At 70.7% G+C, this 25,002-nt stretch carries 21 protein-coding genes and 1 pseudogene; 17 read left to right on the top strand and 5 right to left on the bottom strand.

The features are described 5' to 3' along the window. The 6 genes and pseudogenes from ACWC21_RS20325 to ACWC21_RS20300 all read left to right on the top strand — a co-directional run. Positions 1-1,368 (top strand): carboxyl transferase domain-containing protein (locus tag ACWC21_RS20325; protein WP_450883680.1); only part of this gene is annotated, 1,368 nt, incomplete at its 5' end. Positions 1,369-1,385: 17 nt separating this feature from the next. After that, positions 1,386-3,302 (top strand): acetyl/propionyl/methylcrotonyl-CoA carboxylase subunit alpha, encoded by a 1,917-nt coding sequence (locus ACWC21_RS20320; protein WP_450883678.1) that lies wholly within the window; start codon positions 1,386-1,388, stop codon positions 3,300-3,302. Further along, on the top strand, positions 3,299-4,240 hold the full coding sequence (locus ACWC21_RS20315; protein ID WP_450883676.1) for a hydroxymethylglutaryl-CoA lyase: 942 nt from the start codon (positions 3,299-3,301) through the stop codon (positions 4,238-4,240). The genes ACWC21_RS20320 and ACWC21_RS20315 overlap by 4 nt, the downstream gene beginning before the upstream one ends. A gap of 5 nt (positions 4,241-4,245) precedes the next feature. Further along, complete coding sequence (locus ACWC21_RS20310; RefSeq protein ID WP_450883674.1) at positions 4,246-5,406, top strand: acyl-CoA dehydrogenase family protein; 1,161 nt, start codon at positions 4,246-4,248, stop codon at positions 5,404-5,406. A 351-nt stretch (positions 5,407-5,757) separates the two neighbouring features. After that, positions 5,758-6,096 (top strand): annotated as a pseudogene (locus ACWC21_RS20305) (hypothetical protein); the annotation flags it as partial. A 78-nt stretch (positions 6,097-6,174) separates the two neighbouring features. Then, a complete protein-coding gene (locus ACWC21_RS20300; protein ID WP_450883806.1) occupies positions 6,175-6,633 on the top strand; it encodes a PPOX class F420-dependent oxidoreductase in 459 nt (152 codons plus the stop codon). Between the two features lie 65 nt (positions 6,634-6,698). On the opposite strand, the gene ACWC21_RS20295 is transcribed toward ACWC21_RS20300, so the two are convergent. Beyond that, positions 6,699-7,562 (bottom strand): class I SAM-dependent methyltransferase, encoded by an 864-nt coding sequence (locus ACWC21_RS20295; protein WP_450883672.1) that lies wholly within the window; start codon positions 7,560-7,562, stop codon positions 6,699-6,701. Positions 7,563-7,689: 127 nt separating this feature from the next. Between ACWC21_RS20295 and ACWC21_RS20290 the strand changes: the two genes are divergently transcribed. The 6 genes from ACWC21_RS20290 to ACWC21_RS20265 all read left to right on the top strand — a co-directional run bounded on the left by ACWC21_RS20290 (position 7,690) and on the right by ACWC21_RS20265 (position 14,857). Further along, positions 7,690-8,739, top strand: a complete 1,050-nt coding sequence (locus ACWC21_RS20290; protein WP_450883670.1) for an ABC transporter substrate-binding protein — start codon at positions 7,690-7,692, stop codon at positions 8,737-8,739. A gap of 140 nt (positions 8,740-8,879) precedes the next feature. Further along, positions 8,880-9,716 carry a siderophore-interacting protein gene (locus ACWC21_RS20285; protein ID WP_450883668.1) on the top strand — a complete coding sequence of 279 codons (837 nt, stop codon included), beginning with the start codon at positions 8,880-8,882 and terminating at the stop codon, positions 9,714-9,716. A gap of 129 nt (positions 9,717-9,845) precedes the next feature. After that, the gene (gene desA / locus ACWC21_RS20280; RefSeq protein ID WP_450883666.1) at positions 9,846-11,288 is read left to right on the top strand and encodes a lysine decarboxylase DesA; all 1,443 of its coding nucleotides are present in this window, start codon (positions 9,846-9,848) and stop codon (positions 11,286-11,288) included. Continuing rightward, positions 11,272-12,564, top strand: coding sequence for a lysine N(6)-hydroxylase/L-ornithine N(5)-oxygenase family protein (locus tag ACWC21_RS20275; RefSeq protein ID WP_450883664.1), 1,293 nt, complete (start codon positions 11,272-11,274; stop codon positions 12,562-12,564). Before desA ends, ACWC21_RS20275 begins: the two co-directional genes overlap by 17 nt. Continuing rightward, positions 12,561-13,091: a GNAT family N-acetyltransferase gene (locus tag ACWC21_RS20270; protein ID WP_450883662.1), complete on the top strand. Its 531-nt coding sequence runs from the start codon at positions 12,561-12,563 to the stop codon at positions 13,089-13,091. The genes ACWC21_RS20275 and ACWC21_RS20270 overlap by 4 nt, the downstream gene beginning before the upstream one ends. Then, complete coding sequence (locus ACWC21_RS20265; RefSeq protein WP_450883660.1) at positions 13,088-14,857, top strand: IucA/IucC family protein; 1,770 nt, start codon at positions 13,088-13,090, stop codon at positions 14,855-14,857. Before ACWC21_RS20270 ends, ACWC21_RS20265 begins: the two co-directional genes overlap by 4 nt. A gap of 58 nt (positions 14,858-14,915) precedes the next feature. Here the strand turns inward: ACWC21_RS20265 and ACWC21_RS20260 are convergent, their stop codons facing one another. Further along, a complete protein-coding gene (locus tag ACWC21_RS20260; protein ID WP_450883658.1) occupies positions 14,916-16,526 on the bottom strand; it encodes a beta-N-acetylhexosaminidase in 1,611 nt (536 codons plus the stop codon). Between the two features lie 70 nt (positions 16,527-16,596). Between ACWC21_RS20260 and ACWC21_RS20255 the strand changes: the two genes are divergently transcribed. Beyond that, a complete protein-coding gene (locus ACWC21_RS20255; protein WP_450883656.1) occupies positions 16,597-17,478 on the top strand; it encodes a DUF4429 domain-containing protein in 882 nt (293 codons plus the stop codon). A gap of 33 nt (positions 17,479-17,511) precedes the next feature. Here ACWC21_RS20255 and ACWC21_RS20250 read toward each other — a convergent pair whose 3' ends face one another. Continuing rightward, complete coding sequence (locus ACWC21_RS20250) at positions 17,512-19,077, bottom strand: purple acid phosphatase family protein (protein ID WP_450883654.1); 1,566 nt, start codon at positions 19,075-19,077, stop codon at positions 17,512-17,514. A gap of 166 nt (positions 19,078-19,243) precedes the next feature. Here ACWC21_RS20250 and ACWC21_RS20245 point away from each other — a divergent pair, with 166 nt between their 5' ends. Both ACWC21_RS20245 and glmS read left to right on the top strand, forming a co-directional pair. Beyond that, the gene (locus ACWC21_RS20245; protein ID WP_450883804.1) at positions 19,244-19,501 is read left to right on the top strand and encodes a hypothetical protein; all 258 of its coding nucleotides are present in this window, start codon (positions 19,244-19,246) and stop codon (positions 19,499-19,501) included. Positions 19,502-19,525: 24 nt separating this feature from the next. Continuing rightward, positions 19,526-21,343: a glutamine--fructose-6-phosphate transaminase (isomerizing) gene (glmS, locus tag ACWC21_RS20240; protein WP_450883652.1), complete on the top strand. Its 1,818-nt coding sequence runs from the start codon at positions 19,526-19,528 to the stop codon at positions 21,341-21,343. A 119-nt stretch (positions 21,344-21,462) separates the two neighbouring features. Here the strand turns inward: glmS and ACWC21_RS20235 are convergent, their stop codons facing one another. Continuing rightward, on the bottom strand, positions 21,463-22,026 hold the full coding sequence (locus ACWC21_RS20235; RefSeq protein WP_450883650.1) for a GPR1/FUN34/YaaH family transporter: 564 nt from the start codon (positions 22,024-22,026) through the stop codon (positions 21,463-21,465). Between the two features lie 137 nt (positions 22,027-22,163). After that, positions 22,164-22,691 (bottom strand): universal stress protein, encoded by a 528-nt coding sequence (locus ACWC21_RS20230; protein ID WP_450883648.1) that lies wholly within the window; start codon positions 22,689-22,691, stop codon positions 22,164-22,166. 344 nt (positions 22,692-23,035) lie between these two features. Here ACWC21_RS20230 and ACWC21_RS20225 point away from each other — a divergent pair, with 344 nt between their 5' ends. Then, positions 23,036-23,377, top strand: a complete 342-nt coding sequence (locus ACWC21_RS20225) for a hypothetical protein (protein ID WP_450883646.1) — start codon at positions 23,036-23,038, stop codon at positions 23,375-23,377. A 378-nt stretch (positions 23,378-23,755) separates the two neighbouring features. Further along, positions 23,756-24,928, top strand: coding sequence for a helix-turn-helix domain-containing protein (locus tag ACWC21_RS20220; protein WP_450883644.1), 1,173 nt, complete (start codon positions 23,756-23,758; stop codon positions 24,926-24,928). Positions 24,929-25,002 lie beyond the last annotated feature (74 nt).

The raw sequence follows: 25,002 nt of genomic DNA, 5'->3' as shown, positions 1-25,002 counted from the left end.
ATGTACGAGGGCCAGGCCCCGGCCGCCGGTGTCATCGCCGGGATCGGGCGGGTGAGCGGGCGCGAGTGCGTGATCGTCGCCAACGACGCCACCGTCAAGGGCGGGACGTACTACCCGATGACGGTGAAGAAGCACCTGCGCGCGCAGGAGGTCGCCCTCGAGAACCGGCTGCCCTGCCTCTACCTCGTCGACTCCGGCGGCGCCTTCCTGCCCATGCAGGACGAGGTCTTCCCCGACCGTGAGCACTTCGGGCGGATCTTCTACAACCAGGCCCGGATGTCCGGCGCCGGGATCCCGCAGATCGCGGCCGTGCTCGGCTCCTGCACCGCCGGCGGGGCGTACGTCCCGGCGATGAGCGACGAGGCCGTGATCGTCCGCAACCAGGGCACGATCTTCCTCGGCGGCCCGCCGCTGGTGAAGGCCGCCACCGGCGAGGTCGTCACCGCGGAGGAGCTCGGCGGCGGCGAGGTGCACTCCCGGGTCTCCGGCGTCACCGACCACCTCGCCGAGGACGACGCCCACGCCCTCAGGATCGTGCGCGACATCGTCGCGACCCTCCCCGCGCGCGGGCCCCTCCCCTGGGAGGTCCGGCCCGCCGTCGAACCGAAGGTCGACCCCTACGGGCTGTACGGCGCCGTACCCGTCGACTCCCGCACCCCCTACGACATCCGCGAGGTCATCGCGCGCGTGGTCGACGGCTCCCGGTTCGCCGAGTTCAAGGCCGAGTTCGGGCAGACCCTGGTCACCGGCTTCGCCCGGATCCACGGCCACCCGGTCGGGATCGTCGCCAACAACGGCATCCTGTTCTCCGAGTCCGCCCAGAAGGGCGCCCACTTCATCGAGCTGTGCGACCAGCGCGGGATCCCGCTGGTGTTCCTCCAGAACATCTCCGGCTTCATGGTCGGCAAGGACTACGAGGCCGGCGGCATCGCCAAGCACGGCGCGAAGATGGTCACGGCGGTGGCCTGTACGCGCGTGCCGAAGCTGACGGTCGTCGTCGGCGGGTCGTACGGCGCCGGGAACTACTCCATGTGCGGGCGGGCCTACTCGCCCCGCTTCCTGTGGATGTGGCCGGGCGCCAAGATCTCCGTGATGGGCGGCGAGCAGGCCGCCTCCGTCCTCGCCACCGTCAAGCGGGACCAGCTGGAAGGCCGGGGCGAGGAGTGGCCCGCCGAGGAGGAAGAGGCCTTCAAGGCGCCGATCCGCGCGCAGTACGAGCGGCAGGGCAACGCCTACTACGCCACCGCCCGGCTCTGGGACGACGGGGTCATCGACCCGCTGGAGACCCGCCAGGTGCTGGGCCTGGCCCTGACCGCCTGTGCCAACGCGCCCCTGGGTGATCCCCAGTTCGGCGTCTTCCGGATGTGAGGGGGGACTTGACGACCATGTTCGACACAGTGCTGGTGGCCAACCGGGGCGAGATCGCCGTACGCGTCATCCGTACGCTGCGGTCGATGGGTGTGCGCTCCGTCGCCGTGTTCTCCGACGCCGACGCCGACGCGCGGCACGTCCGGGAGGCCGACACGGCGGTACGGATCGGTCCGGCGCCTGCGGCCGAGAGCTATCTGTCGGTGGAGCGGCTGCTGGACGCCGCCGCCCGCACGGGCGCGCAGGCCGTGCACCCCGGGTACGGCTTCCTCGCGGAGAACGCGGGCTTCGCGCGCGCGTGCGAGGAGGCGGGACTGGTCTTCGTCGGCCCGCCTGCGGACGCGATCGCGCTGATGGGCGACAAGATCCGGGCCAAGGAGACGGTGCAGGCCGCCGGGGTGCCGGTCGTGCCCGGCGGACGGGACCCCGAACTCGCGGAGGCGGCGCGCTCGCTGGGTGCGCCCGTACTGCTCAAGCCGTCGGCCGGCGGGGGCGGCAAGGGCATGCGTCTGGTGCGGGACCTGGCCGTGCTGGACGAGGAGATCGCCGCCGCCCGCCGGGAGGCCCGCGCCTCGTTCGGTGACGACACGCTGCTCGTCGAGCGGTGGGTGGACCGGCCGCGGCACATCGAGATCCAGGTGCTGGCCGACGGGCACGGGAACGTCGTCCACCTGGGCGAGCGCGAGTGCTCGCTGCAGCGCAGGCACCAGAAGGTCATCGAGGAGGCGCCGAGCGTGCTCCTCGACGAGGAGACCCGGGCCGCGATGGGTGAGGCCGCCGTGCAGGCGGCACGCTCGTGCGGGTACCGGGGCGCGGGCACGGTGGAGTTCATCGTCCCCGGCGGCGACCCCTCTTCCTACTACTTCATGGAGATGAACACCCGGCTCCAGGTCGAGCATCCGGTGACCGAGCTGGTCACGGGGCTCGACCTGGTGGAGTGGCAGCTGCGGGTGGCGGCCGGGGAACGACTGGCATTCGCCCAGCAGGACGTACGGCTGACCGGGCACGCGGTGGAGGCCCGGATCTGCGCGGAGGACCCGGCGCGCGGGTTCCTGCCCACCGGCGGCACCGTGCTGCGGCTGAACGAGCCGCGGGGCGACGGCGTCCGCACCGACAGCGGCCTCAGCGAGGGCAGCGAGGTCGGCAGCCTGTACGACCCAATGCTGTCCAAGGTGATCGCGTACGGGCCGGACCGCGCGACCGCGCTCAGGAAGCTGCGGGCCGCCCTCGCGGAGACGGTCACGCTGGGGGTGCAGACCAACGCCGGGTTCCTGCGCCGGCTGCTGGCGCATCCGGCGGTCGTCGCGGGCGAGCTGGACACCGGGCTGGTGGAGCGGGTGGTGGACGAGCTGGTCCCCACGGACGTGCCCGAGGAGGTGTACGAGGCGGCGGCGGCCGTACGGCTGGAGGCGCTCAGGCCCGCCGGCGAGGGGTGGACGGACCCGTTCTCGGTGCCGAGCGGGTGGCGGCTCGGCGGTACCCCGAAGCCCGTCGGCTTCCCTCTGCGGGTGCAGGACCCCGTGGAGTACACCCCGCGCGGCACGCACACGGTCACCGGCGACCGGGTCGCCGTCACCCTCGACGGCGTCCGCCACACCTTCCACCGTGCCGCCGACTGGCTCGGCCGCGACGGCGACGCCTGGCAGGTGCGCGACCACGACCCGGTGGCGGCCTCCCTCACCCGGTCCGCGCACGCGGGCGCCGACTCGCTCACCGCGCCCATGCCGGGCACGGTGACGGTGGTGAAGGTCGCCGTCGGGGACGAGGTCACCGCGGGGCAGAGCCTGCTCGTGGTCGAGGCGATGAAGATGGAGCACGTCATCTGCGCCCCGCACCCCGGCACGGTCGCCGAACTGGACGTGCGGCCCGGCACGGCGGTCGCCATGGACCAGGTGCTGGCCGTCATCGCACCGCTGGAGGAGGAGGCGGGATGACCGTCGAGGGACTGCCCATGGCCGTACCGGCCCAGGATCTGCCGGCGCGGGTGCGGATCCACGAGGTCGGCGCACGCGACGGGCTGCAGAACGAGAAGACGGCCGTGCCCACCGAGGTCAAGGCGGAGTTCATCCGCCGGCTGGCCGACGCGGGCCTGACGACGATCGAGGCCACCAGCTTCGTCCACCCCAAATGGGTGCCCCAACTGGCCGACGCGGAGCAGCTGTTCCCGCTCGTCGGCGATCTGGACGCGGCCCTGCCCGTGCTGGTGCCGAACCAGCGCGGCCTGGACCGCGCCCTCGCGCTCGGCGCCCGCCGCGTCGCCGTCTTCGCCAGCGCGACCGAGTCCTTCGCGAAGGCCAACCTCAACCGCACCGTCGACGAGTCCCTGGCCGTGTTCGACCCGGTGGTGCGGCACGCCAAGGACAAGCGGGTGCACGTGCGCGGGTACGTGTCGATGTGCTTCGGCGACCCCTGGGAGGGCGCCGTACCCGTCCACCAGGTGGTGCGCGTGTGCAGGGCTCTGGTCGACATGGGCTGTGACGAGCTGAGCCTCGGCGACACCATCGGGGTCGCCACGCCCGGCCATGTCCTGGCGCTCCTGGCCGCCCTCAACGAGGCGGGCGTGCCGACGAACGTGATCGGCGTGCACTTCCACGACACCTACGGCCAGGCCCTCGCCAACACCTACGCCGCACTGCAGCACGGCGTCACCACCGTCGACGCCTCCGCCGGCGGCCTGGGCGGCTGCCCCTACGCCAAGTCCGCCACCGGGAACCTCGCCACCGAAGACCTCGTGTGGATGCTCCACGGCCTCGGTATCGAAACCGGGGTCGACCTCGGCCGTCTCACCGCCACCAGCGTGTGGATGGCCGAACAGCTGGGCCGGCCCAGCCCGTCCCGCACCGTTCGCGCTCTCTCCCACAAGGACCAGTGATCGTCATGGACCACCGCCTCTCCCCCGAACTGGAGGAACTCCGCCGCACCGTGGAGGAGTTCGCCCACGACGTCGTGGCGCCGAAGATCGGTGACTTCTACGAGCGGCACGAGTTCCCCTACGAGATCGTCCGTGAGATGGGCCGGATGGGCCTGTTCGGTCTGCCGTTCCCGGAGGAGTACGGCGGCATGGGCGGCGACTACCTGGCGCTGGGCATCGCGCTGGAGGAGCTGGCCCGGGTGGACTCCTCGGTGGCCATCACGCTGGAAGCGGGCGTCTCCCTGGGAGCGATGCCGGTCCACGTCTTCGGCACCGAGGCGCAGAAACGCGAGTGGCTCCCCCGCCTCTGCTCGGGCGAGATCCTCGGCGCGTTCGGCCTGACGGAACCGGACGGCGGCAGCGACGCGGGGGCCACCCGCACCACGGCCCGGCTGGACCCGGACACCGACGAGTGGGTGATCAACGGCAGCAAGTGCTTCATCACCAACTCCGGCACGGACATCACCGGACTGGTGACGGTGACGGCGGTGACCGGCCGCAAACCGGACGGCAAACCGCGGATCTCCTCGATCATCGTCCCGTCCGGCACCCCGGGCTTCACGGTGGCCGCCCCCTACTCCAAGGTCGGCTGGAACGCCTCCGACACCCGCGAGCTGTCCTTCGCCGACGTCCGCGTCCCGGCCGCCAACCTCCTGGGCGAGGAGGGCCGGGGGTACGCCCAGTTCCTGCGCATCCTCGACGAGGGCCGCATCGCCATCGCGGCCCTGGCGACCGGCCTGGCCCAGGGCTGCGTCGACGAGTCGGTGAAGTACGCGAAGGAACGGCACGCCTTCGGCAGGCCCATCGGCGCCAACCAGGCCGTCCAGTTCAAGATCGCCGACATGGAGATGAAGGCCCACACGGCCCGCCTGGCCTGGCGCGACGCGGCGAGCCGGCTGGTCGCGGGCGAGCCCTTCAAGAAGGAGGCGGCCCTGGCCAAGCTGTACTCGTCCACGATCGCCGTCGACAACGCCCGCGACGCCACCCAGATCCACGGCGGCTACGGCTTCATGAACGAGTACCCGGTCGCCCGCATGTGGCGCGACTCCAAGATCCTCGAAATCGGCGAGGGCACGAGCGAGGTCCAGCGGATGCTGATCGCGCGGGAGTTGGGGCTGGCGGGCTGAGCCGGTTCCGGCGGGGCGCGGCCGCGGGGAACTTCTTCGTACGGGTCGGTGCGTGGCCCGGGTGACCGGCTGCCGCTCGGCGGTGACGGTGATGCGGAAGCGTTCCAGCGGCTGCGCCCCGTCGGCACACCAGCGTGCGATGTGCCCCTCGACGGCGTCCCACAGGCGGCAGGCCCTCCCTGCCGGTCTCCGCCGAGACGGCGCTGACATTGGTGGGCGAGCGAATGCGGCGCAGGCTCGGTGCGGCTCTACTGGCCCTCGCACAACGCCGACCGCGGTATCTGCAAGACGGCCGCCCGGCCTGGTGGCGAACTCAGCGACCACGGGTGAAAACACATGGGCCGACTGGCACCGCACTGCGACACGGGCGTCGACATCGTCCTCGTGCCGGTCCACCCGCGGACGGGGCAGGCCTGGGTCCCCGCCGGCCCGGCGGCATCGGCGTACCCGGTGCCGCTGCCGTTCGGGATGTGGCTGTCGCTGGCCTTTCCCCAGCCATACCTTCCCACGCCGGGCGCCACACCCGACGGGGTCCTGCGCGACGACCCGCCCCCGCCACGCCCTCATCGCCTGTTCCGGGCCGACTGGGGAACGTTCCAGCACGCCCTGGTCCGACTACCGGCCGTCCGCAGTCCTTGGCTGCGCGAGATACTCGAGAACCTCACCCAGCACATGCGCGCCCGCCTCTTCCGGGGCGTGTCGTGGAAGTGGCGGTGGGGCTCACCGGGTCCACGAAATTGTTGGGCGGCCACGGATGTTGAACACGTCATGACTCAAGGACCAGCGCCTCGCCCCCTGTCCGACGAAGCCCTCTCCAACCTGCTGGGCAAGCAGCAGTTCGGCACGCTCGCCACGGTCAAGCGCAGTGGACATCCGCACCTGACCACCATGCTGTACAGCTGGGACCCCGAGGCCCGCATCGTGCGGTTCTCCACGACGGTCGACCGCATCAAGGTCGCTCACCTGCGGCGCGATCCGCGTGCCTCGCTGCATGTGCAGGGCGGCGACGTGTGGTCGTTCGCCGTCGCCGAAGGCGAGGCCGAGGTCTCCGAGACCACGGCGGTGCCTGGCGACGCGGTCGGCCGGGAACTGCTCGGAATGATCCCGCAGGCTGCGAAGCCGGAGGATGAGGACGCGTTTCTGGAGCAGTTGGTCGCCGAGCGTCGAGTGGTCATCCGGTTGAAGGTGGACCGGCTGTACGGAACAGCACTCGACATCAACGGCTAGGACGAGACGATGCACGCCCCTTGCCCTGCTGGGCGCCAGGGTCAGGCGAGGGGGTGCCGAGCGCCTCACGCCATGGAGAGCGGGCGGCCCCTGCGTGACACCGCCAGCTCGATGAGGTAACGCTTCGTCACCCGGCCGCCGTACCGCCCGTCGATCAGGCCGGCGATGCACGCCAACAGCCCGTTCCTGGCAACCTCCGACAGAGCCCGGTGACCGGAATAGGTCCGCAGCACGTCCAGGTACTCCGCTGTGGTGTACGTCAGGTCCTGCTCGTAGCGGCGGAAGACCGTGGGGCCGAACCGGCCGCTGCGCGCCACCTCCTCCGCGTGGTCCGCGCCGTCGATGTCGGCGGCGGCGGGAGGTCGCAGTCCGGGCGGCGTCGCCGGGTCGAAACGCTCGTAGCAGCGCTGGACCTCGACGAAGAACTCCTCGGTGCCGCCCCTCACATGCTGGGTGCGCACCACGGCGAGCGCCCCGCCCGGACGTAGCGCGTCGGCGGCCTTGGCCATCCGTACGGCCGGGTCGATCCAGTGGAACGCCGTCGCCGAGACGACCGCGTCGAACGGCTCCTCGGGCAGCGGCCAGTTCTCGAACTCGGCCGTCACCACCTCCACCGCCCCGGCTCCGGCCCCGGCCAGGTTGCGGCGGGCGACCGCGGCCATGTTCGCGCTGGCCTCGACGGCCGTGATCCGGCAGCCCCGTCCGGCCAGCGGAACGGTTGCCTGGCCGGTCCCGCAGCCCACCTCCAGCAGGCGGCTGCCGGGGCCGGCGCCCGCGAGTTCCGCGAGGTCGTCGTACAGCTCCGGCGGATACCCGGGCCTGGCCCGGTCGTACAGCTCCGCGTCCTCGTCGAACGTCCGGCCGAGGTGTACCCGCCGTGATTCCTCGGGCCGGTCGTCGCGCCCCGCGGGCGTGGTGTCGTCGGGCATGCGGAGCAGGCTAGGCGCGATGCACGCCGCGATGGAACCCCGCCCACTGGACATCAGATGAGGTTAGGCTAACCTATCTTGGACCTGTCCGGCGGGCACCGAGCCCTGTTCGAAAGCAGTCATACCCATGCCCCATGCCCGTGCCACCCACCTCACTCGTCGCGGCATCCTCGCCGCGGGCGGTGCCCTCGGTCTCGGCGCCGCGCTGGCGGCCTGCGGGGACGACGACGGGAAGAGCGGGGGCTCGGGCAGCGGCACGGCGGCGGGCAAGTCCGGCCCCTGGTCCTTCAAGGACGACCGCGGCACCACCGCCAAGGCCGACAAGGTCCCGGCGAACATCGTCGCGTTCGTCGGTGTGGCCGCCGCGCTGTACGACTACGGCATCCAGGCCAAGGGGGTCTTCGGCCCGACGAAGACCAAGGACGGCAAGGCCGACGCCCAGGCCGGCGACCTGGACGTCGGCAAGGTGACGGTGCTCGGCAACGAGTGGGGCCAGTTCAACATCGAGAAGTACGCGGCCCTCGCGCCCGATCTCCTCGTCTCCACCATGTTCGACGACGCCGGCACGCTCTGGTACGTCCCCGACGAGTCGAAGAAGAAGATCCTGGCCCTCGGCGCCCCGAGCGTCGGCATCTCCGTCTACGACCGCCAGCTGACCGAGCCGCTCCAGCGCATGCTGGCGCTCGCCAAGTCCCTCGGGGCGGACACCTCCGCCGCCAAGGTCACCGCGGCCAAGAAGCGGTTCGAGGACGCGGCGGCCCGGCTGCGGGCCGCCGCCAAGGCCAAGCCGGACATCAAGGTGATGGCCGGTTCCGCCAGCCAGGACCTGTTCTACGTCTCCGGTTCCAACCTGTCGATCGACCTGGAGTACTTCAAGTCCCTCGGCGTACGCCTCGTCGAGCCCCCGGAGAAGGCCAAGGCCAAGGGCGGCGGCTGGTACGAGTCGCTGAGCTGGGAGAACGTCGACAAGTACGACGCGGACATCATCATGATGGACAACCGCTCCTCGGCCATCCAGCCCGCCGACATCACCGAGGGGACGTGGAAGAAGCTGCCCGCCGTCAAGGCCGGCCAGGTCATCGCCCGCAACCCCGAGCCGATCCTGTCGTACGACAAGTGTGTGCCGCTCCTCGAGGACCTCGCGAAGGCCATCGAGAACGCCAAGAAGGTCAGCTAGGCGCTCCGCCGTGAGGGCCGAAGAGCGCCGCGGGGCCGTCGGTAGTGGGTGAACTACCGGCCCGTCGTGGCTGATCGCGCAGTTCCCCGCGCCCCTTGGGCGCGTATGCCGCCCCCCTGACTACGACTCAGGAGCACCATATGACCACCGCCGTAGCCGCACCGTTCCGTTTCTTCTCCCTCCAGGTCGTGACGACGCGGCGGCTCGGCCCGTCTCTCGTCCGGGTCACCTTCGGCGGGCCGGACCTGCACGCCTTCCGCTCCCGGGGGCGGGACCAGTCCCTGTCCCTGTTCCTGCCGCACCCCGGCCAGCCGGAGCCGGTCGTGCCGATGGAGCTGGGTGACGGGTGGTGGCAGGGCTGGCGCGAACTCCCCGACGACGTGCGGGCGGTGATGCGCTCGTACACCCTGCGGGCACTGCGCCGCGAGCCCGACGAGATCGACATCGACTTCGCGCTGCACAGCCCGTCGGGACCCGCCTCCCGCTGGGCGTCCGGCGCCGCCCCGGGCGACCGGGTGCTGCTGCTCGGCCCGGCCGTCGCCGACAACCGCGCGATCCGCTTCCGTCCGCCCGAGGGGACCGACCTGGTGGTGATGTGGGGCGACGAGTCCGCCGTACCCGCCGCCTGCGCCACCCTGGAGTCCCTGCCGGCCGGCACCCGCGTGCGCGCCTGGCTGGAGGTGGACGACGCCGGTGACATCCAGGACGTCGTGACCGACGCGGACGCCGAGGTGACCTGGCTCGTACGCGACCCGAGCGGCACCGAGGGGTCGTCCCCCACGGCCCTCGACACCCTGCGCGAGGCACATCTCCCGCCCGCCGAACGCCCGTACGTCTGGATCGCGGGCGAGTCCGGGTGCGTCAAGGCGCTGCGCCGGCACTTCGTCGGCGAGCGTGGCGTCGACCGCCGGAGCGTCACCTTCGTCGGCTACTGGCGGCGGGGCATGACCGAGGAACAGCTGAGGGTGTCGGAGTAACTCCGGTCGGAGTGGGGCGAGGTGACGGCGGTCACGGGAAGGCCGGGTTTCGAGACGATCAACTTAGGTTAGGCTAACCTAAGTTGATCCCGACTCCCCGTACGGATCGCCCCCTCGGAGGACCCCCACATGCGCTCGCACCTGCTCAATGACCTCACCGCGGAGCACTACCGCCGCTCCGTGACCGAAGGAGTCGAGCGGGTGGCGGCCAAACTCGCCACCACGGAAAGCCCGTTCACCGGCGTCACGGCCGACGCCCTCGCCCCCCTTGTCGACGGGATCGACCTCGACCGCCCGCTGCACGACACCACCGCGGTGCTGGACGAGCTGGAGGAGGTGTACCTCCGGGACGCGGTCTACTTCCATCACCCCCGCTATCTCGCCCACCTCAACTGCCCGGTGGTCATCCCGGCGGTGCTCGGCGAGGCCGTGCTCTCCGCCGTCAACTCCTCGCTGGACACCTGGGACCAGTCGGCCGGCGGCACCCTGATCGAACGCCGGCTCATCGACTGGACGGCCGCCCGCATCGGCCTCGGCCCGTCCGCCGACGGGGTGTTCACCTCCGGCGGCACCCAGTCCAACCTCCAGGCGCTGCTCCTCGCCCGTGAGGAGGCCAAGTGCGAATCCACCTCCGACCTGCGGATCTTCGCCTCCGAGGTGAGTCACTTCAGCGTGCAGAAGTCCGCCAAGCTCCTGGGGCTGGACCCGGAGGCCGTGGTCCCGGTCCCCGTCGACCACGACAAGCGCATGCAGACCGTCGCGCTCGCCCGCGAACTGGAACGCTGCGGGAAGAACGGTCTCGTCCCGATGGCCGTCGTCGCCACCGCCGGCACCACCGACTTCGGCTCCATCGACCCGCTGCCCGAGATCGCGGGACTCTGCACCCAGTACGGGGCGTGGCTGCACGTGGACGCCGCCTACGGCTGCGGGCTGCTGGTCTCCCGCACCCGCCGCGACCTGCTGGGCGGCATCGAACGCGCCGACTCGGTCACCGTCGACTACCACAAGTCCTTCTTCCAGCCGGTGAGTTCCTCCGCGCTGCTGGTCCGGGACGCCTCGACGCTGCGTCACGCCACCTATCACGCCGAGTACCTCAACCCGCGCCGCACGGCGGCCGAGCGCGTCCCCAACCAGGTCGACAAGTCCCTGCAGACCACGCGCCGTTTCGATGCCCTCAAACTGTGGATGACCCTGCGCACCATGGGCGCCGACGGCATCGGCGAACTCTTCGACGAGGTCTGCGACCTCGCCCGGGAGGGCTTCGGGCTCCTGGCGGCCGATCCCCGCTTCGAGGTCGTCGTCGAACCCTCCCTCTCCACCCTCGTCTTCCGCTACGTCCCCGCCGCCGTCACCGACCCGGCCGAGATCGACCGCGCCAACCTGCACGCCCGGGCGGCCCTGTTCGCCTCCGGTGACGCCGTCGTCGCGGGCACCAAGGTCGACGGCCGCCACTACCTGAAGTTCACCCTGCTCAATCCCGAGACGACGCCGGACGACATCGCCGCCGTCCTCGGCCTGATCGCCGGCCACGCCGAGCAGTACCTGGGAGAGTCCCTTGACCGAGCGTCCTGAAGCCCCGACCGCCCCTTACGACTTCCTGGGCATCGGGCTCGGCCCCTTCAACCTCGGCCTCGCCTGCCTCACCGAGCCGATCGGCGAACTGAGCGGCGTCTTCCTGGAGTCCAAGCCCGGCTTCGAGTGGCACGCGGGCATGTTCCTCGACGGCGCCCACCTCCAGACCCCGTTCATGTCGGACCTGGTCACCCTGGCCGACCCCACCTCCCCGTACTCCTTCCTCAACTACCTGAAGGAGAAGGGCAGGCTGTACTCGTTCTACATCCGCGAGAACTTCTACCCGCTGCGTGTCGAGTACGACGACTACTGCCGCTGGGCCGCGGGCAAACTGAGCAGCGTCCGCTTCGGCACGACGGTCACCGAGGCGGCGTACGACGAGGCCGCCGAGGTGTACGTCGTACGCACCGAGGCCGGCGAAACGTTCCACGCCCGCCATCTGGTCCTCGGCACGGGCACCGTCCCGTTCGTTCCCGAGGCGTGCCGGGAACTCGGCGGCGACCCGGTCCACACCGCGCAGTACATGCACCGCAAGGCGGAGCTGCGGGCGAAGAGATCCCTCACGGTCGTGGGCAGCGGCCAGAGCGCCGCGGAGATCTACCACGAGCTCCTCTCCGAGATCGACGTCCACGGCTACGAGCTCAACTGGGTCACCCGCTCCCCGCGGTTCTTCCCGCTGGAGTACACCAAGCTGACCCTGGAGATGACGTCCCCGGACTACGTCGACTACTTCCGCGCCCTGCCCGAGGAGACCCGCTACCGGCTGGAGAAGCAGCAGAAGGGGCTGTTCAAGGGCATCAACTCGGATCTGATCAACGACATCTTCGACCTGCTGTACCAGAAGAACGTCACCAGCGGCGACCGCCCGGTCCCCACCCGTCTGCTCACCAACTCCTCGCTGGTCGAGGCCCGGTACGAGGACGGCTCGTACACGCTCGGCTTCCACCAGGACGAGCAGGACAAGGACTTCGAGATCCGTTCCGAGGGCCTGGTGCTGGCCACCGGCTACCACTACGAACCGCCGGCCTTCCTCGCCCCCCTGCGGGGCCGCCTCCGCTTCGACGGCCACGGCCGCTTCGACGTCGCCCGCAACTACAGCGTCGACGTCACGGGCCGGGGCGTGTTCCTGCAGAACGCCGGAGTCCACACGCACAGCATCACCTCACCCGACCTGGGCATGGGCGCGTACCGCAACGCGTACATCATCCGTGAGCTGCTCGGGTCCGAGTACTACCCGGTCGAGAAGTCGATCGCCTTCCAGGAGTTCGCCGTATGACCCTCGCCTTCCGCCCCCTGGACCCCGTCAAGGACGCCGAACTGCTGCACGGCTGGGTCACCCACCCCAAGGCGGCGTTCTGGATGATGCAGGACGCGAGTCCCGAGGACGTCGAGCGCGCCTACACGGAGATCGCCGCCGACGAGCACCACCACGCCTTCCTCGGCCTGCACGGCGGGGCTCCCGCCTTCCTCATGGAGAAGTACGACCCCGCCCACCGGGAACTGACCGGCCTGTACGAGGCGCGGCCCGGCGACGTCGGGATGCACTTCCTGGTCGCGCCGGCCGACACCCCCGTGCACGGGTTCACCCGGGCGGTCATCACGGCCGTGATGGCGCATCTCTTCGCGGACCCGGCGGTGCGGCGCGTCGTCGTCGAACCGGACGTCCGCAACAAGGCCGTGCACGCCCTGAACGAAGCCGTCGGGTTCGTGCCTGAACGGGAGATCGACAAGCCGGAGAAGAAGGCGTTGCTGAGCTTCTGCACGCGTGAGCGGTTCACCGCCGCGACGGGGGTGGCCGTATGAGCCTCGCCGACGCCGTGGCCCATCTCTCCCCCGAGCGCTGGGAGCAGGCCAACCGTCTCCTCGTACGCAAGGCCCTCGCCGAGTTCGCGCACGAGCGGCTGATCACACCGGAGGCGGAGGGGGACTCGTACGTCGTCCGCAGCGACGACGGCCTGACCCGCTACCGCTTCAGCGCGGTCCGCCGCGCCCTGGACCACTGGCAGGTGGCCGCCGACTCGATCACCCGCCACCGTGACGGCAGCGAACTCCCCCTCGCCGCACTGGACTTCTTCATCGAGCTCAAGCAGTCGCTGGGTCTCGGCGACGACATCCTGCCGGTCTACCTGGAGGAGATCTCCTCGACCCTCTCCGGCACCTGCTACAAGCTCGCCAAGCCGCGGGTAACGGCCGCCGAGCTGGCCGCGAGCGACTTCCAGGCCGTCGAGACCGGCATGACCGAGGGCCACCCCTGCTTCGTCGCCAACAACGGGCGGCTCGGCTTCGGTGTCCACGAGTACCTGTCGTACGCCCCCGAGACCGCGAGCCCCGTCCGGCTGGTGTGGCTGGCGGCGCACCGGTCACGGGCGGCGTTCACGGCCGGGGCCGGCATCGAGTACGAGGCGTTCCTGCGGGACGAGCTGGGCGAGGCCACGCTGGAGCGGTTCCGCGCCACGCTCACCGGCCAGGGCCTCGACCCCGGCGACTACCTCCTCATCCCCGTCCACCCCTGGCAGTGGTGGAACAAGCTCGCCGTCACCTTCGCCGCCGAGGTGGCGCGCCGGCACCTGGTGTGCCTCGGCGAGGGCGACGACGAGTACCTCGCCCAGCAGTCCATCCGGACCTTCTTCAACGCCTCCCACCCCGGGAAGCACTACGTGAAGACGGCCCTTTCCGTCCTCAACATGGGCTTCATGCGCGGCCTGTCGGCCGCCTACATGGAGGCCACCCCGGCCATCAACGACTGGCTGGCCCGGCTCGTCGACAACGACCCCGTGCTGAAGTCGACCGGCCTGACGGTCATCCGGGAGCGGGCGGCCGTCGGCTACCGGCACCTGGAGTACGAGCGGGCCACCGACCGGTACTCCCCGTACCGCAAGATGCTGGCCGCGCTGTGGCGGGAGAGCCCGGTGCCGTCGCTCCAGGAGGGCGAGTCCCTGGTCACCATGGCCTCGCTGCTGCACGTGGACCACGAGGGCGCGTCCTTCGCGGGCGCGCTGATCGAGCGGTCCGGGCTGTCCCCCGCCCAGTGGCTGCGCCGCTACCTCCAGGCTTACTACACGCCGCTCCTGCACAGTTTCTACGCCTACGACCTGGCCTTCATGCCGCACGGCGAGAACGTGATCCTCGTCCTGAAGGACGGTGCCGTACAGCGCGCCGTCTACAAGGACATCGCGGAGGAGATAGCCGTCATGGACCCGGAAGCGGTGCTGCCGCCCGAGGTCCGGCGCATCCGTGTCGAGGTCCCCGAGGACAAGAAGCTCCTGTCGATCTTCACGGACGTCTTCGACTGCTTCTTCCGCTTCCTGTCCGCGATCCTGGCCGATGAGGGGATCCTGGCGGAGGAGACCTTCTGGCGCACGGTCGCCGAGGTCACCCGCGAGTACCAGGAGGCGACGCCCGAACTCGCCGACCGGTTCCGCCAGTACGACGTGTTCGCCCCGGAGTTCGCCCTGTCCTGCCTCAACCGTCTGCAGCTGCGCGACAACCGGCAGATGGTGGACCTGGCGGACCCGTCGGGGGCGCTGCAGCTCGTCGGCAGCCTGGAGAACCCGATGGCGGGGTTCTGACCGCCGGACGGACGGGCGCCCCGGTGTACGGTCCACCGGGGTGCCCGTCGGCCCTGTGTCAGCCGGCCGGCCAGGGCACCTGGGGCGACCGGTAGTAGCCGATGCCGAGTGCGTCCCAGCGCGGGGCCTGGGCCGCCAGACGCGCCTTGTAGGCGTCCCAGTCGTGGGTGGCCGCCGGGGACCAGCCCAGTTCGGCGGCGCCGGGCAGCCGGGGGAAGGCCATGCGGTCGATGTCCGCGGAGGTCCGGATGGTCTCGGTCCACAGCGGTGCCTCGATGCCCCTGATCCCTGCGGCAGGGGCCCCCGGGAGGTAGTCGCCCGGGTCCCAGTCGTAGGCCCGTCGCACCTCCACCAGGCCCGCCCAGTCCTGGCCGAGCGGGGTGTCCTCGGTGTACTTCATGTCCAGGTAGAGCCGGTCGGCCGGGGACAGGATCAGTCCGGTCCCGTGCTCGGCGGCCTTGACGACCTGCGCCTTCTCCGCGGCGGCGGTGTCGTCCAGGCCCCAGTACTGCGCCAGGGCCCCCTTCGCCGGGGTGGCCCCGGTCAACTGGTGCCAGCCGATGACCGTCTTGCCGTACCTGGCGACGATCGGCTGCACCCGGTCCATGAAGGCCGCGTAGTCGGCGTGGCTGGTGGAGTGCGCCTCGTCTCCGCCGATGTGCAGGTAGCGGCCCGGGGTGAGCGCGGCGAGCTCGCGGATGACGTCGTCCGCGAAGTCGTAGGTGACCGGCTTCGGCGCGCACAGTGAGCTGAAGCCGACCTCGGTGCCGGTGTACAGCGGGGGTGCGGTGCCGTCGCAGTTCAGCTGGGGGTAGGAGGCGAGGGCCGCGTTGGTGTGGCCGGGCATGTCGATCTCGGGGACGACCTCCAGGTAGCGGGAGGCGGCGTAGCGGACGATCTCCCGGTAGTCGGCCTTGGTATAGTGGCCGCCCGGGCCGCCGCCGACCTGGGTGGAGCCGCCGTACGTGGCGAGGCGGGGCCAGGAGTCGATCGCGATGCGCCAGCCCTGGTCGTCACTGAGGTGCAGATGCAGTTCGTTGATCTTGTAGAGGGCCAGCTCGTCGATGTAGCGCTCGACCTGTCCGACGGTGAAGAAGTGCCGGGAGACGTCGAGCATCGCTCCGCGGTAGGGATAGCGCGGGGCGTCCTGGACGGTGCCGCCGGCGACCTGCCACGGGCCGCGCTGCACCGAGTGCTTCTCGACAGCGGGCGGCAGGAGCTGGCGCAGGGTCTGGACACCGTGGAAGAGGCCGGCGGGCGTGCGGGCGGTGAGGGTGACGCCGTCGGCTCCACTGTGCAGGCGGTAGCCCTCGGCACCGAACGGGCCCTTCGCGAGGCGCAGTCGGATACCGCCGTGGCCGTGCGCGGTGAGGGGCAGGCGGTAGCCGGTCGAGGGGCGCAGGATGCCCGCCAGGTAGGCGCCGACCCGGCGGACCTCAGAGTTGTCGTCGACACGTACTGCGGTGTCGCGGTCGATGCGGTAGGGCGCTCCGCCCGGTTCCACGGAGGCGGGGGCCGGGACGATCCTGCCGAGCGGGATCACATGGTGCTGGTCGGCGGTCACGCGTTCCGCCGGCGCCACGCCGAGCGTGAACGTGCCCGCCGCCAACAGCAGCAGCGAGCCGAGCAGTCGGGTGACACGGGGAGTCGTTCTGTGGTGCCGTCTCACAAGCGCGCTCCCTTCACTTCGCGAGTGGTAGAGACCACTCTCCCGCAAGATCCGGTGAAACAATCCCCGTATGGCGGAGATCATCCAGAAGGACGGGACGTGGGTTTTCGACGGTGACGCGCTGCGTCTGACTCCCGGGCGGGACAAGAACGTCGGTCTGGTGCGCCGGACACTGGGGGAAGTGACCGTGCCCTTACGGGCGTTGGCGGCGGTCTCGTTCGAGCAGGGCAGGAAGTCGGGGCGGCTGAGACTGCGGCTGCGCGACGGTGCCGATCCGCTGCTGCAGGCGACCGGAGGGAGGCTCGCCGAGCCCCACGACCCCTACCGGCTGGCCGTGGAGTCCGACCGGTACGGCGTCGCCGAGTACTTCGCGGACGAGGTGCGGGGCGCGCTGCTGCTGGACGGGGTTCCGTCCGGTCCCGTGACCGAGTACCTGCTGCCCGGCCCCTCCGTCCCGCTGTCGGTGTCCGCCGGGGACGGCACGGCGAGCTTCGACGGTGAGCGGGTGCGCCTGGAGTGGAACTGGAAGACGGAGGACGCCAAGGCCGCGGCCGGCGCCCGCGCGATACCCGTCGAGGAGATCACCGGCGTCGAGTGGTGTCCGTCGGCCGGGCTGGAGAACGGCCACCTGCGGTTCACCGTGCGGGGCGCGGTCACCAAGGCGCCGCCGAAGTACGACCCGAACGCGGTGGAGCTGTGGGGCTTCAAGAAGGACCCGCTGATGGCGCTGGTCGCCGCGGCGGTGCAGGCGCGGCTGCCGCACCCGTCGGCGACCGACGGGAAGGACGCGGGCCCGGACGCGCCCCGGCTCCTCGGGCAGCCCTCCCCCGCCGGGGACGACCACGACGCCCTGTTGCGGCGGCTGCGGGAGCTGGGTGAGCTGCACCGTGAGGGAGTGCTCACCGACGAGGAGTTCACGACGGCCAAACAGGCGGTCCTCAGGAGGATGTGAGGACCGCCTGTGCCGGCTACCGGCCGGATTCGGCTACTTGGCCCTGCGCGCCACCGTGAAGTGGTCGATCCGGTCACCGGTCTCCGCGATGCCCGAGACCTTCAGCCTGGCGTAGTGACCCTGGGGCGCGGGCTCCACGTCCACGCGCAGGAACGAGTAGTTGAGGTAGCGCACCCGGGACCAGGCGACGGTCTCGTCGACCTTGCCGTCCTTGGTGTTGACGAAGGAGGCGACGGAGTCGACCTCGTTCAGGTGCCCCTCGTAGGAGTCCGGCGCGGAGAAGGCGTACAGGCTGCGGCCCGCGGCGCCCGCCGTGACGTACACGACACCCTCGGACTCGGGGTACGCGGTGCCGCCGATCGGCAGCTTCTTGGTGACCGCGTTGCCCTTGATGACGTCGGTGCGCTCGTACTGGTGGTTGTGGCCGTTGATGACGAGGTCGACCGTGTACTTCTCGAACAGCGGCACCCACTCCTGTCGCACGCCCCCCTCCGAGGCGTGCGCCGTGGAGGTGCAGTACGCGCAGTGGTGGAAGAACACGACGACGAAGTCGATGTCCTTCGACGCCCGGAACTTCTTCAGCTGGGCCTCGAACCATGTGGTCTGGGTGCCGCCGGAGATGCCCAGGTTCGCCGGGATCTCGAAGGAGACGTCGTTGGGGTCGAGGGAGATGACCGCCGTGTTGCCGTGGACGAAGGAGTAGACGCCCGGCAGGTGCTTCTTGTCCGGCCCGTTGTCGGGCAGGGTGAAGCGGGCCTCCTCACCTCCGTAGCCGTTGGGCGAGTACCAGGCCTCCATGTCGTGGTTGCCGTAGGAGACCATCCACGGGACGGACTTGGCGACCGACTCGGTCTGGGCGAGGAACTGGTCCCAGGTGCGTGAGTCGAAGCCGGTGTCGGAGGTCTTGCCGGCGCCGGTCGGGTCGCCGTAGGCGATGTCGCCGGCGTGCAGGTGGAAGACCGGGTTCTGGCCGAGGATCAGGCTGTCGTTGGCCAGCGCGTGGTAGCTGACGCCCTGGTCGCCGAAGGCGGTGAAGGTGAACGGTGTCTTGTGGGCGGGGGCGGTGGTGAAGGTGCCCAGGGTGCCGAGCAGGTGCGGCTCGGCCGGGTCGAAGCCCTGGTGGCCGACACCGTAGTAGTAGGTCCTGCCGGGGCGCAGGTGGGTCAGCTTGGCGTGCACGTAGTACTGGGTGTGGTCGCCGCTCGCACCGACGCCGGCCGGGGTGTGGAGGGTGCGGACCTCGGCCTCGATCTTGCGGGAGAGGTCCCAGGGGTGGGCGCCGACGCGGACGAACGGCTTCTTCACGGCCACCGGGACCTGCCAGGAGATCGTCATCTCCGTGCGCGGGTCGTTGCCGTAGGCGAGGTGGCGGCCGAAGGGGGCGACGAGCGCGCCGTCGACCTTCTCGGTGGCGGGGGCGGTCGACCGGGTGGGGACGGCGGCCTGGGCGGTGGCGCCCGGCACGAACGCGCCGCCGGTGACGGCACCCAGCGTGACGGCGCCGCCTCTGATCATGGTGCGCCGCGAGAATCTGGAGCGCAGGTATTCGTGCTGCTCGGCCATGCTCATGCGCTCGGCCAGCTGATCGGGTACTCCCATACGAGGAATGTCCATGACGTCTGAAACTCGCCTGTCCGGGCGACGAGACGCAAGACACCTGATGGACAGCTTGCGAACAGAGCACCACTAGGAGATTCACCAGCCTGTTGCCCGAAATCGGGCAGGATTCTTGCGAAACCGCCGCCGGTACCTCAGGATCTACCGGGTGCACGACGAACTTGTTGATCACCTGACGCGGTCCACGACCCTGAACCGGGGCGAGGCGCTGCGGGTGGTACAGGACGTGCTCGCCTTCTTCGACGAGACGACCGAGGACTACGTCCGTCGCCGCCACCGCGAACTCCAGGCGCAGGGCCTGGTGAACGCGGCGATCTTCGAACGGATCGGGGCGGACCTGAAATACCGTGCGGTGGCCCCGCCCGAGCTCACGCTCAGGCAACTGCGGCGCATCGTCTACGGCTGAACGGAAGCTTGGGGATACCTTTATATGTGCGGAATCGTCGGATACATCGGGAAGCGTGACGTCGCCCCGCTGCTCCTGGAGGGCCTGCAGCGCCTGGAGTACCGCGGCTACGACTCGGCGGGCATCGTCGTCACCTCCCCGAAGTCGGCCGGTCTGAAGATGGTCAAGGCCAAGGGCCGGGTCCGTGACCTGGAGGCCAGGGTTCCGGCGCGGTTCAAGGGCACCACCGGTATCGCCCACACCCGCTGGGCCACCCACGGTGCCCCCTCCGACGTGAACGCCCACCCGCACATGTCGGCCGACCACAAGGTCGCCGTCGTGCACAACGGCATCATCGACAACGCCGCCGACCTGCGCCGCAAGCTGGAGGCGGACGGCGTCGAGTTCCTGTCCGAGACCGACACCGAGGTCCTCACCCACCTCATCGCCCGTTCGCAGGCGGAGAAGCTCGAGGACAAGGTCCGCGAGACCCTGCGGGTCGTCGAGGGCACCTACGGCATCGCGGTGATGCACGCCGACTTCTCGGACCGCATCGTGGTGGCCCGAAACGGTTCTCCGGTGGTCCTCGGCATCGGTGAGAAGGAGATGTTCGTCGCCTCCGACGTCGCCGCGCTGGTCGCCCACACCCGGCAGATAGTGACCCTCGACGACGGCGAGATGGCCACCCTCAAGGCCGACGACTTCCGCACCTACACCACCGAGGGCACGCGCACGACGGCCGAGCCGACCACCGTGGAGTGGGAGGCCGAGTCGTACGACATGGGCGGCCACGACACCTACATGCACAAGGAGATCCACGAGCAGGCCGACGCCGTGGACCGCGTGCTGCGCGGCCGCATCGACGACCGCTTCTCCACCGTGCACCTGGGCGGTCTGAACCTGGACGCCCGCGAGGCGCGCCGGATCCGCCGGGTGAAGATCCTCGGCTGCGGCACCTCCTACCACGCGGGCATGATCGGCGCCCAGATGATCGAGGAACTGGCCCGTATCCCCGCCGACGCCGAGCCCGCGTCCGAGTTCCGCTACCGCAACGCCGTCGTGGACCCCGACACGCTGTACGTCGCCGTTTCGCAGTCCGGTGAGACGTACGACGTGCTGGCCGCCGTCCAGGAGCTCAAGCGCAAGGGCGCCCGGGTGCTCGGTGTGGTCAACGTGGTGGGCTCCGCGATCGCCCGCGAGGCCGACGGCGGCATCTACGTGCACGCCGGGCCCGAGGTGTGCGTGGTGTCCACCAAGTGCTTCACCAACACCACGGTCGCCTTCGCCCTGCTCGCCCTGCACCTGGGCCGCACCCGCGACCTCTCCGTGCGCGACGGCAGGCGGATCATCGAGGGCCTGCGCAAGCTGCCCGCGCAGATCTCCGAGATCCTCGAGCAGGAGGACGAGGTGAAGAAGCTGGCCGAGAATTACGCCGAGGCCCGCTCGATGCTCTTCATCGGCCGCGTCCGGGGCTACCCGGTGGCCCGCGAGGCCTCCCTGAAGCTCAAGGAGGTCTCCTACATCCACGCCGAGGCCTACCCCGCCTCCGAGCTCAAGCACGGCCCGCTCGCGCTGATCGAGCCCGCCCTGCCGACGGTCGCGATCGTGCCGGACGACGACCTGCTGGAGAAGAACCGCGCGGCCCTGGAGGAGATCAAGGCCCGCAGCGGCAAGATCCTCGCGGTCGCCCACCAGGAGCAGGAGAAGGCCGACCAGACGATCGTCGTGCCCAAGAACGAGGACGAGCTGGACCCGATCCTGATGGGCATCCCGCTCCAGCTGCTCGCCTACCACACGGCGCTGGCCCTGGGCCGGGACATCGACAAGCCGAGGAACCTGGCCAAGTCGGTGACGGTGGAGTGATCGACGCGCCGTGACGCCCGTGCCCCTTGCGGGGCGTGAGCGACCCCCTGACGCCTCCCGGCCCAGGGGGTCGCTCTCTTCAGGGGCCGGGACCGCCCAGTCCCCGGCCCGCGGCTGCCTCAGCCGGCGGCCGTCACACCCCGGCCGGCAGCACGCCTCGGAAGGGCCGTCGGCCAGTGCGCGAGGACCGCGGTGGCCGCGTACCAGGCCACGCCGCCGGCGGCGACGGCCGCCCAGCCGCCGGCCTTGGTCAGTGCCGGACTGCCGGCGAAGCGGGCCACCGCGAGCAGCAGCATCGCCAGGAACAGCAGCCCGTACGTACCCTGGCCGAGCGGGTCCCCGCCGGCGAGGGTCAGCGACAGCGCCACGAGGGCGAACAGCAGCAGGAAGAGCCCGGCCGCGTTGTCCGAGGCCTGGTTGCCGGCCGAGACGGCCCAGGTGAACCAGAGCGCGCCGAGCGCCGAGAACGCCGTACCGGTGACGGTGTCACGGTCGCGAAGGGCGAACAGGCCGGCGACGAACAGGGCAACGCCGCCGACGTAGTGGGCAAGTGACAGGGCGTCCGCCGCCGTCAGGCCGCCGATCACGCCGGTGTGTCCGAGGCCGAAGGCCAACAGGGTGATCCCCAGGGCGAGTCGGCCGACGATCGTGGTGGTGCTTCCCGCAGAGACGTCGTTGTCCACGGCGGGCTCCCTTCGTGCATGTGCAGTTGTGCGGTGAGCGATATATGCCCTTCACAAGGGCACAAACACTTCTACGCACAAGTAGGTTGACGCTTCGTAGCGCGTCGTGCGAAGGGAGTTGACGGTGTGACAGCTGTCTACGGAATGACCACCACGGGCCGCTTCGCCCGCTTGGCGAGCCGCCCGGCCACGGAACCGAAGAGCCGTCCGACGACGCCGTGCGTGGAGCCCACCACGATCGCGTCGGCCTCGTACTCCCGGCCCACCTCTTCGAGCTCGTGGCAGATGTCACCGCCGCGCTCGACCAGGATCCAGGGCACCTCGGCCAGGTAGTCCGCACAGGCCAGCTCGAGCCCCAGCACCTCGGTGCGGTGGTCGGGCACGTCGACGAAGACGGGAGGCTCGCACCCCGCCCACACGGTCGTGGGCAGCCGGTTGGCGACGTGGACGATGATCAGGCCCGAGCGGGAGCGGTTCGCCATGCCGATGGCGTAGGCGAGGGCCCGCTCGCTGGACGTGGAACCGTCGAAGCCGACGACCACTCCGTGCTTGAAGGCGGGGTCGCAGGAAGCGCGTGGCTCTTCCGCCGCCAGGGGATCGGCCGCCGTGGGATCGGCGACCGGCCGCTTGCGGTCCGCGGGTTCAGAGAATTCGTGACCGGCCATGGCTGTCTCGGCGTTGTGATCCTTCGGATGGGACGACACTGTGCGACGGAGCTGTGTCCTGGAAACACCTTCCCAAGCCCATACCCCCAAGGGTACGGCGGCAAGCTTCCTCGGCCCAGAGTCCTGGACAGGCTCCGCATGGGGTCCCCCCGGAGTCCGCAGGGGTTCCCCGGAGCATGCACGAGCGACGCCCGTAACGCAATGGTTGCTGCCCCGTACAGGCGGTTTGCGAGGGATTCGGACAGCCGGACGCCATCCGGCCGACACGCACAGTGACCGACGGGTCGAACCGGCGTTTAACCACGTGCGCCACCGCGGCAAGGAGTACGACCAGGGAGTACGAGATGTCCGGACCACGACCCACCAGCGACCCCCGCCCCACCCCCGACGCGGCCGGCGACGTGGTCCGCTGGGCGGCCTTCAGCTGCGTCCTCGTCCCCGTGGTCCTGCTCTGGTACGGCACCTCCCTCGCCGGGGCGGCCGGCACCGCCCTGGGTCTGGCCGCCGTCACCGGCGTGTGCCGGGTCCTGCTGCGCCGCTCGGAGCGCTGCGCGGTACGTTCGGCATCCCGGGCAGACGGGCGGGAAGGCGGGCGAGGAGGCGGACAGGGCGGCGCACGAGGAGGCGGGCAGGCGGGCGGACGAGGAGGCGGACGTCACACCCGGGGCGGGACACCGGTCGACTGACCGGTTTCGGCACCCAGGACCGCATCTTTTCAGCCAACTTCCGTACACCGGGCAGGGAGGGGCCGAACCACCCCTCAACCCCCGTTCGACCTGCACGGAAAGGGTCCACGGGACCCTGCGCACCCTACGCGGTTTGGCCACTGCGACGAGGCGCACTTCCCTGTACGGCCCACGAGTGCAACGCTTCGTGATCGAATGCTTCACGCCAAGTTGTCATGTCGACAATGCGCCGGGTGCCGATCTGGTCACCGCGGCGGCGCGGGACGCAGTAGATTCGATCTTGACTGTCTTACGGCGGGGGACTCGTGCAGGACCGAGGGGAAACGTGCAGGAGCGACACAACCGAGGAGCCGCGACCACCGAGGGGGGCTTAGCAGGATGAGCCACGACTCCACTGCCGCGCCGGAAGCCGCGGCCCGGAAGCTGTCCGGGCGACGTCGCAAGGAGATCGTCGCCGTGCTGCTGTTCAGCGGCGGGCCCATCTTCGAGAGTTCCATACCGCTTTCGGTGTTCGGGATCGACCGCCAGGACGCCGGAGTGCCGCGCTACCGACTGCTGGTGTGCGCCGGCGAGGAAGGCCCGCTGCGGACCACAGGGGGCCTGGAACTCACCGCACCACAGGGCCTGGAGGCCATCTCACGCGCCGGCACGGTCGTCGTGCCGGCATGGCGTTCGATCACTTCTCCGCCACCGGAGGAGGCGCTCGACGCGCTGCGCCGTGCGCACGAGGAGGGCGCACGCATCGTGGGCCTGTGCACCGGCGCGTTCGTGCTGGCGGCGGCGGGCCTGCTGGACGGACGGCCGGCCACCACGCACTGGATGTACGCGCCGACGCTGGCCAAGCGCTATCCGTCCGTGCACGTCGATCCGCGTGAGCTGTTCGTCGACGACGGCGATGTGCTGACGTCGGCCGGGACGGCGGCCGGAATCGATCTCTGTCTGCACATCGTGCGGTCGGACCACGGCAACGAGGCGGCGGGCGCGCTGGCGCGACGCCTGGTGGTCCCGCCACGCCGATCGGGCGGCCAGGAGCGCTATCTCGATCGGTCTTTACCAGAGGAGATCGGCGCCGACCCGCTCGCGGAGGTCGTCGCCTGGGCGCTGGAGCACCTCCACGAGCAGTTCGACGTGGAGACGCTGGCGGCGAGGGCGTACATGAGCCGGCGCACCTTCGACCGCCGCTTCCGGTCACTCACCGGGAGTGCTCCGCTGCAGTGGCTGATCACCCAGCGGGTGCTGCAGGCGCAGCGGCTGCTGGAGACGTCGGACTACTCGGTGGACGAGGTCGCGGGCCGCTGCGGCTTCCGCTCGCCCGTGGCCCTGCGCGGTCACTTCCGGCGCCAGCTGGGCTCCTCGCCCGCCGCCTACCGGGCCGCCTACCGCGCCCGTCGCCCCCAGGGCGACAAGCCCGCCGACGCCGAGCCGCCACTGCCCGCACCGGGCGGGCCGGTGGGCCCGGTGCCGGCCCTGCTGCACCCGGAGGCCGGCGTGCCGATGCAGGCCCGGCGCAGCCTGTCGGCCAGCGTGCCGGGGCCGCGTAGCGGGATGTGACGAGGACGGGCCGGGGCACACGCCCCGGCCCGCTTTCGTTCGCCGGGGGCGGCAGCCCAGCCCCCAGCAGAGCC

Source organism: Streptomyces sp. NPDC001348 (genome assembly GCF_053597535.1).
This window is presented reverse-complemented; position numbering and strand designations above follow the sequence as displayed.

What these genes read in the sequence shown, in the direction of transcription:
- ACWC21_RS20290 (WP_450883670.1), top strand. Translation starts at nt 7,690, where the DNA reads ATGCCCCATGCCCGTGCCACCCACCTCACTCGTCGCGGCATCCTCGCC.
- ACWC21_RS20320 (WP_450883678.1), top strand. Translation starts at nt 1,386, where the DNA reads ATGTTCGACACAGTGCTGGTGGCCAACCGGGGCGAGATCGCCGTACGC.
- ACWC21_RS20250 (WP_450883654.1), bottom strand. Translation starts at nt 19,077, where the DNA reads ATGGGAGTACCCGATCAGCTGGCCGAGCGCATGAGCATGGCCGAGCAG.
- ACWC21_RS20310 (WP_450883674.1), top strand. Translation starts at nt 4,246, where the DNA reads ATGGACCACCGCCTCTCCCCCGAACTGGAGGAACTCCGCCGCACCGTG.
- ACWC21_RS20300 (WP_450883806.1), top strand. Translation starts at nt 6,175, where the DNA reads ATGACTCAAGGACCAGCGCCTCGCCCCCTGTCCGACGAAGCCCTCTCC.
- ACWC21_RS20220 (WP_450883644.1), top strand. Translation starts at nt 23,756, where the DNA reads ATGAGCCACGACTCCACTGCCGCGCCGGAAGCCGCGGCCCGGAAGCTG.
- ACWC21_RS20265 (WP_450883660.1), top strand. Translation starts at nt 13,088, where the DNA reads ATGAGCCTCGCCGACGCCGTGGCCCATCTCTCCCCCGAGCGCTGGGAG.
- ACWC21_RS20230 (WP_450883648.1), bottom strand. Translation starts at nt 22,691, where the DNA reads ATGGCCGGTCACGAATTCTCTGAACCCGCGGACCGCAAGCGGCCGGTC.
- ACWC21_RS20315 (WP_450883676.1), top strand. Translation starts at nt 3,299, where the DNA reads ATGACCGTCGAGGGACTGCCCATGGCCGTACCGGCCCAGGATCTGCCG.
- ACWC21_RS20295 (WP_450883672.1), bottom strand. Translation starts at nt 7,562, where the DNA reads ATGCCCGACGACACCACGCCCGCGGGGCGCGACGACCGGCCCGAGGAA.
- ACWC21_RS20225 (WP_450883646.1), top strand. Translation starts at nt 23,036, where the DNA reads ATGTCCGGACCACGACCCACCAGCGACCCCCGCCCCACCCCCGACGCG.
- glmS (WP_450883652.1), top strand. Translation starts at nt 19,526, where the DNA reads ATGTGCGGAATCGTCGGATACATCGGGAAGCGTGACGTCGCCCCGCTG.
- ACWC21_RS20270 (WP_450883662.1), top strand. Translation starts at nt 12,561, where the DNA reads ATGACCCTCGCCTTCCGCCCCCTGGACCCCGTCAAGGACGCCGAACTG.
- ACWC21_RS20285 (WP_450883668.1), top strand. Translation starts at nt 8,880, where the DNA reads ATGACCACCGCCGTAGCCGCACCGTTCCGTTTCTTCTCCCTCCAGGTC.
- desA (WP_450883666.1), top strand. Translation starts at nt 9,846, where the DNA reads ATGCGCTCGCACCTGCTCAATGACCTCACCGCGGAGCACTACCGCCGC.
- ACWC21_RS20255 (WP_450883656.1), top strand. Translation starts at nt 16,597, where the DNA reads ATGGCGGAGATCATCCAGAAGGACGGGACGTGGGTTTTCGACGGTGAC.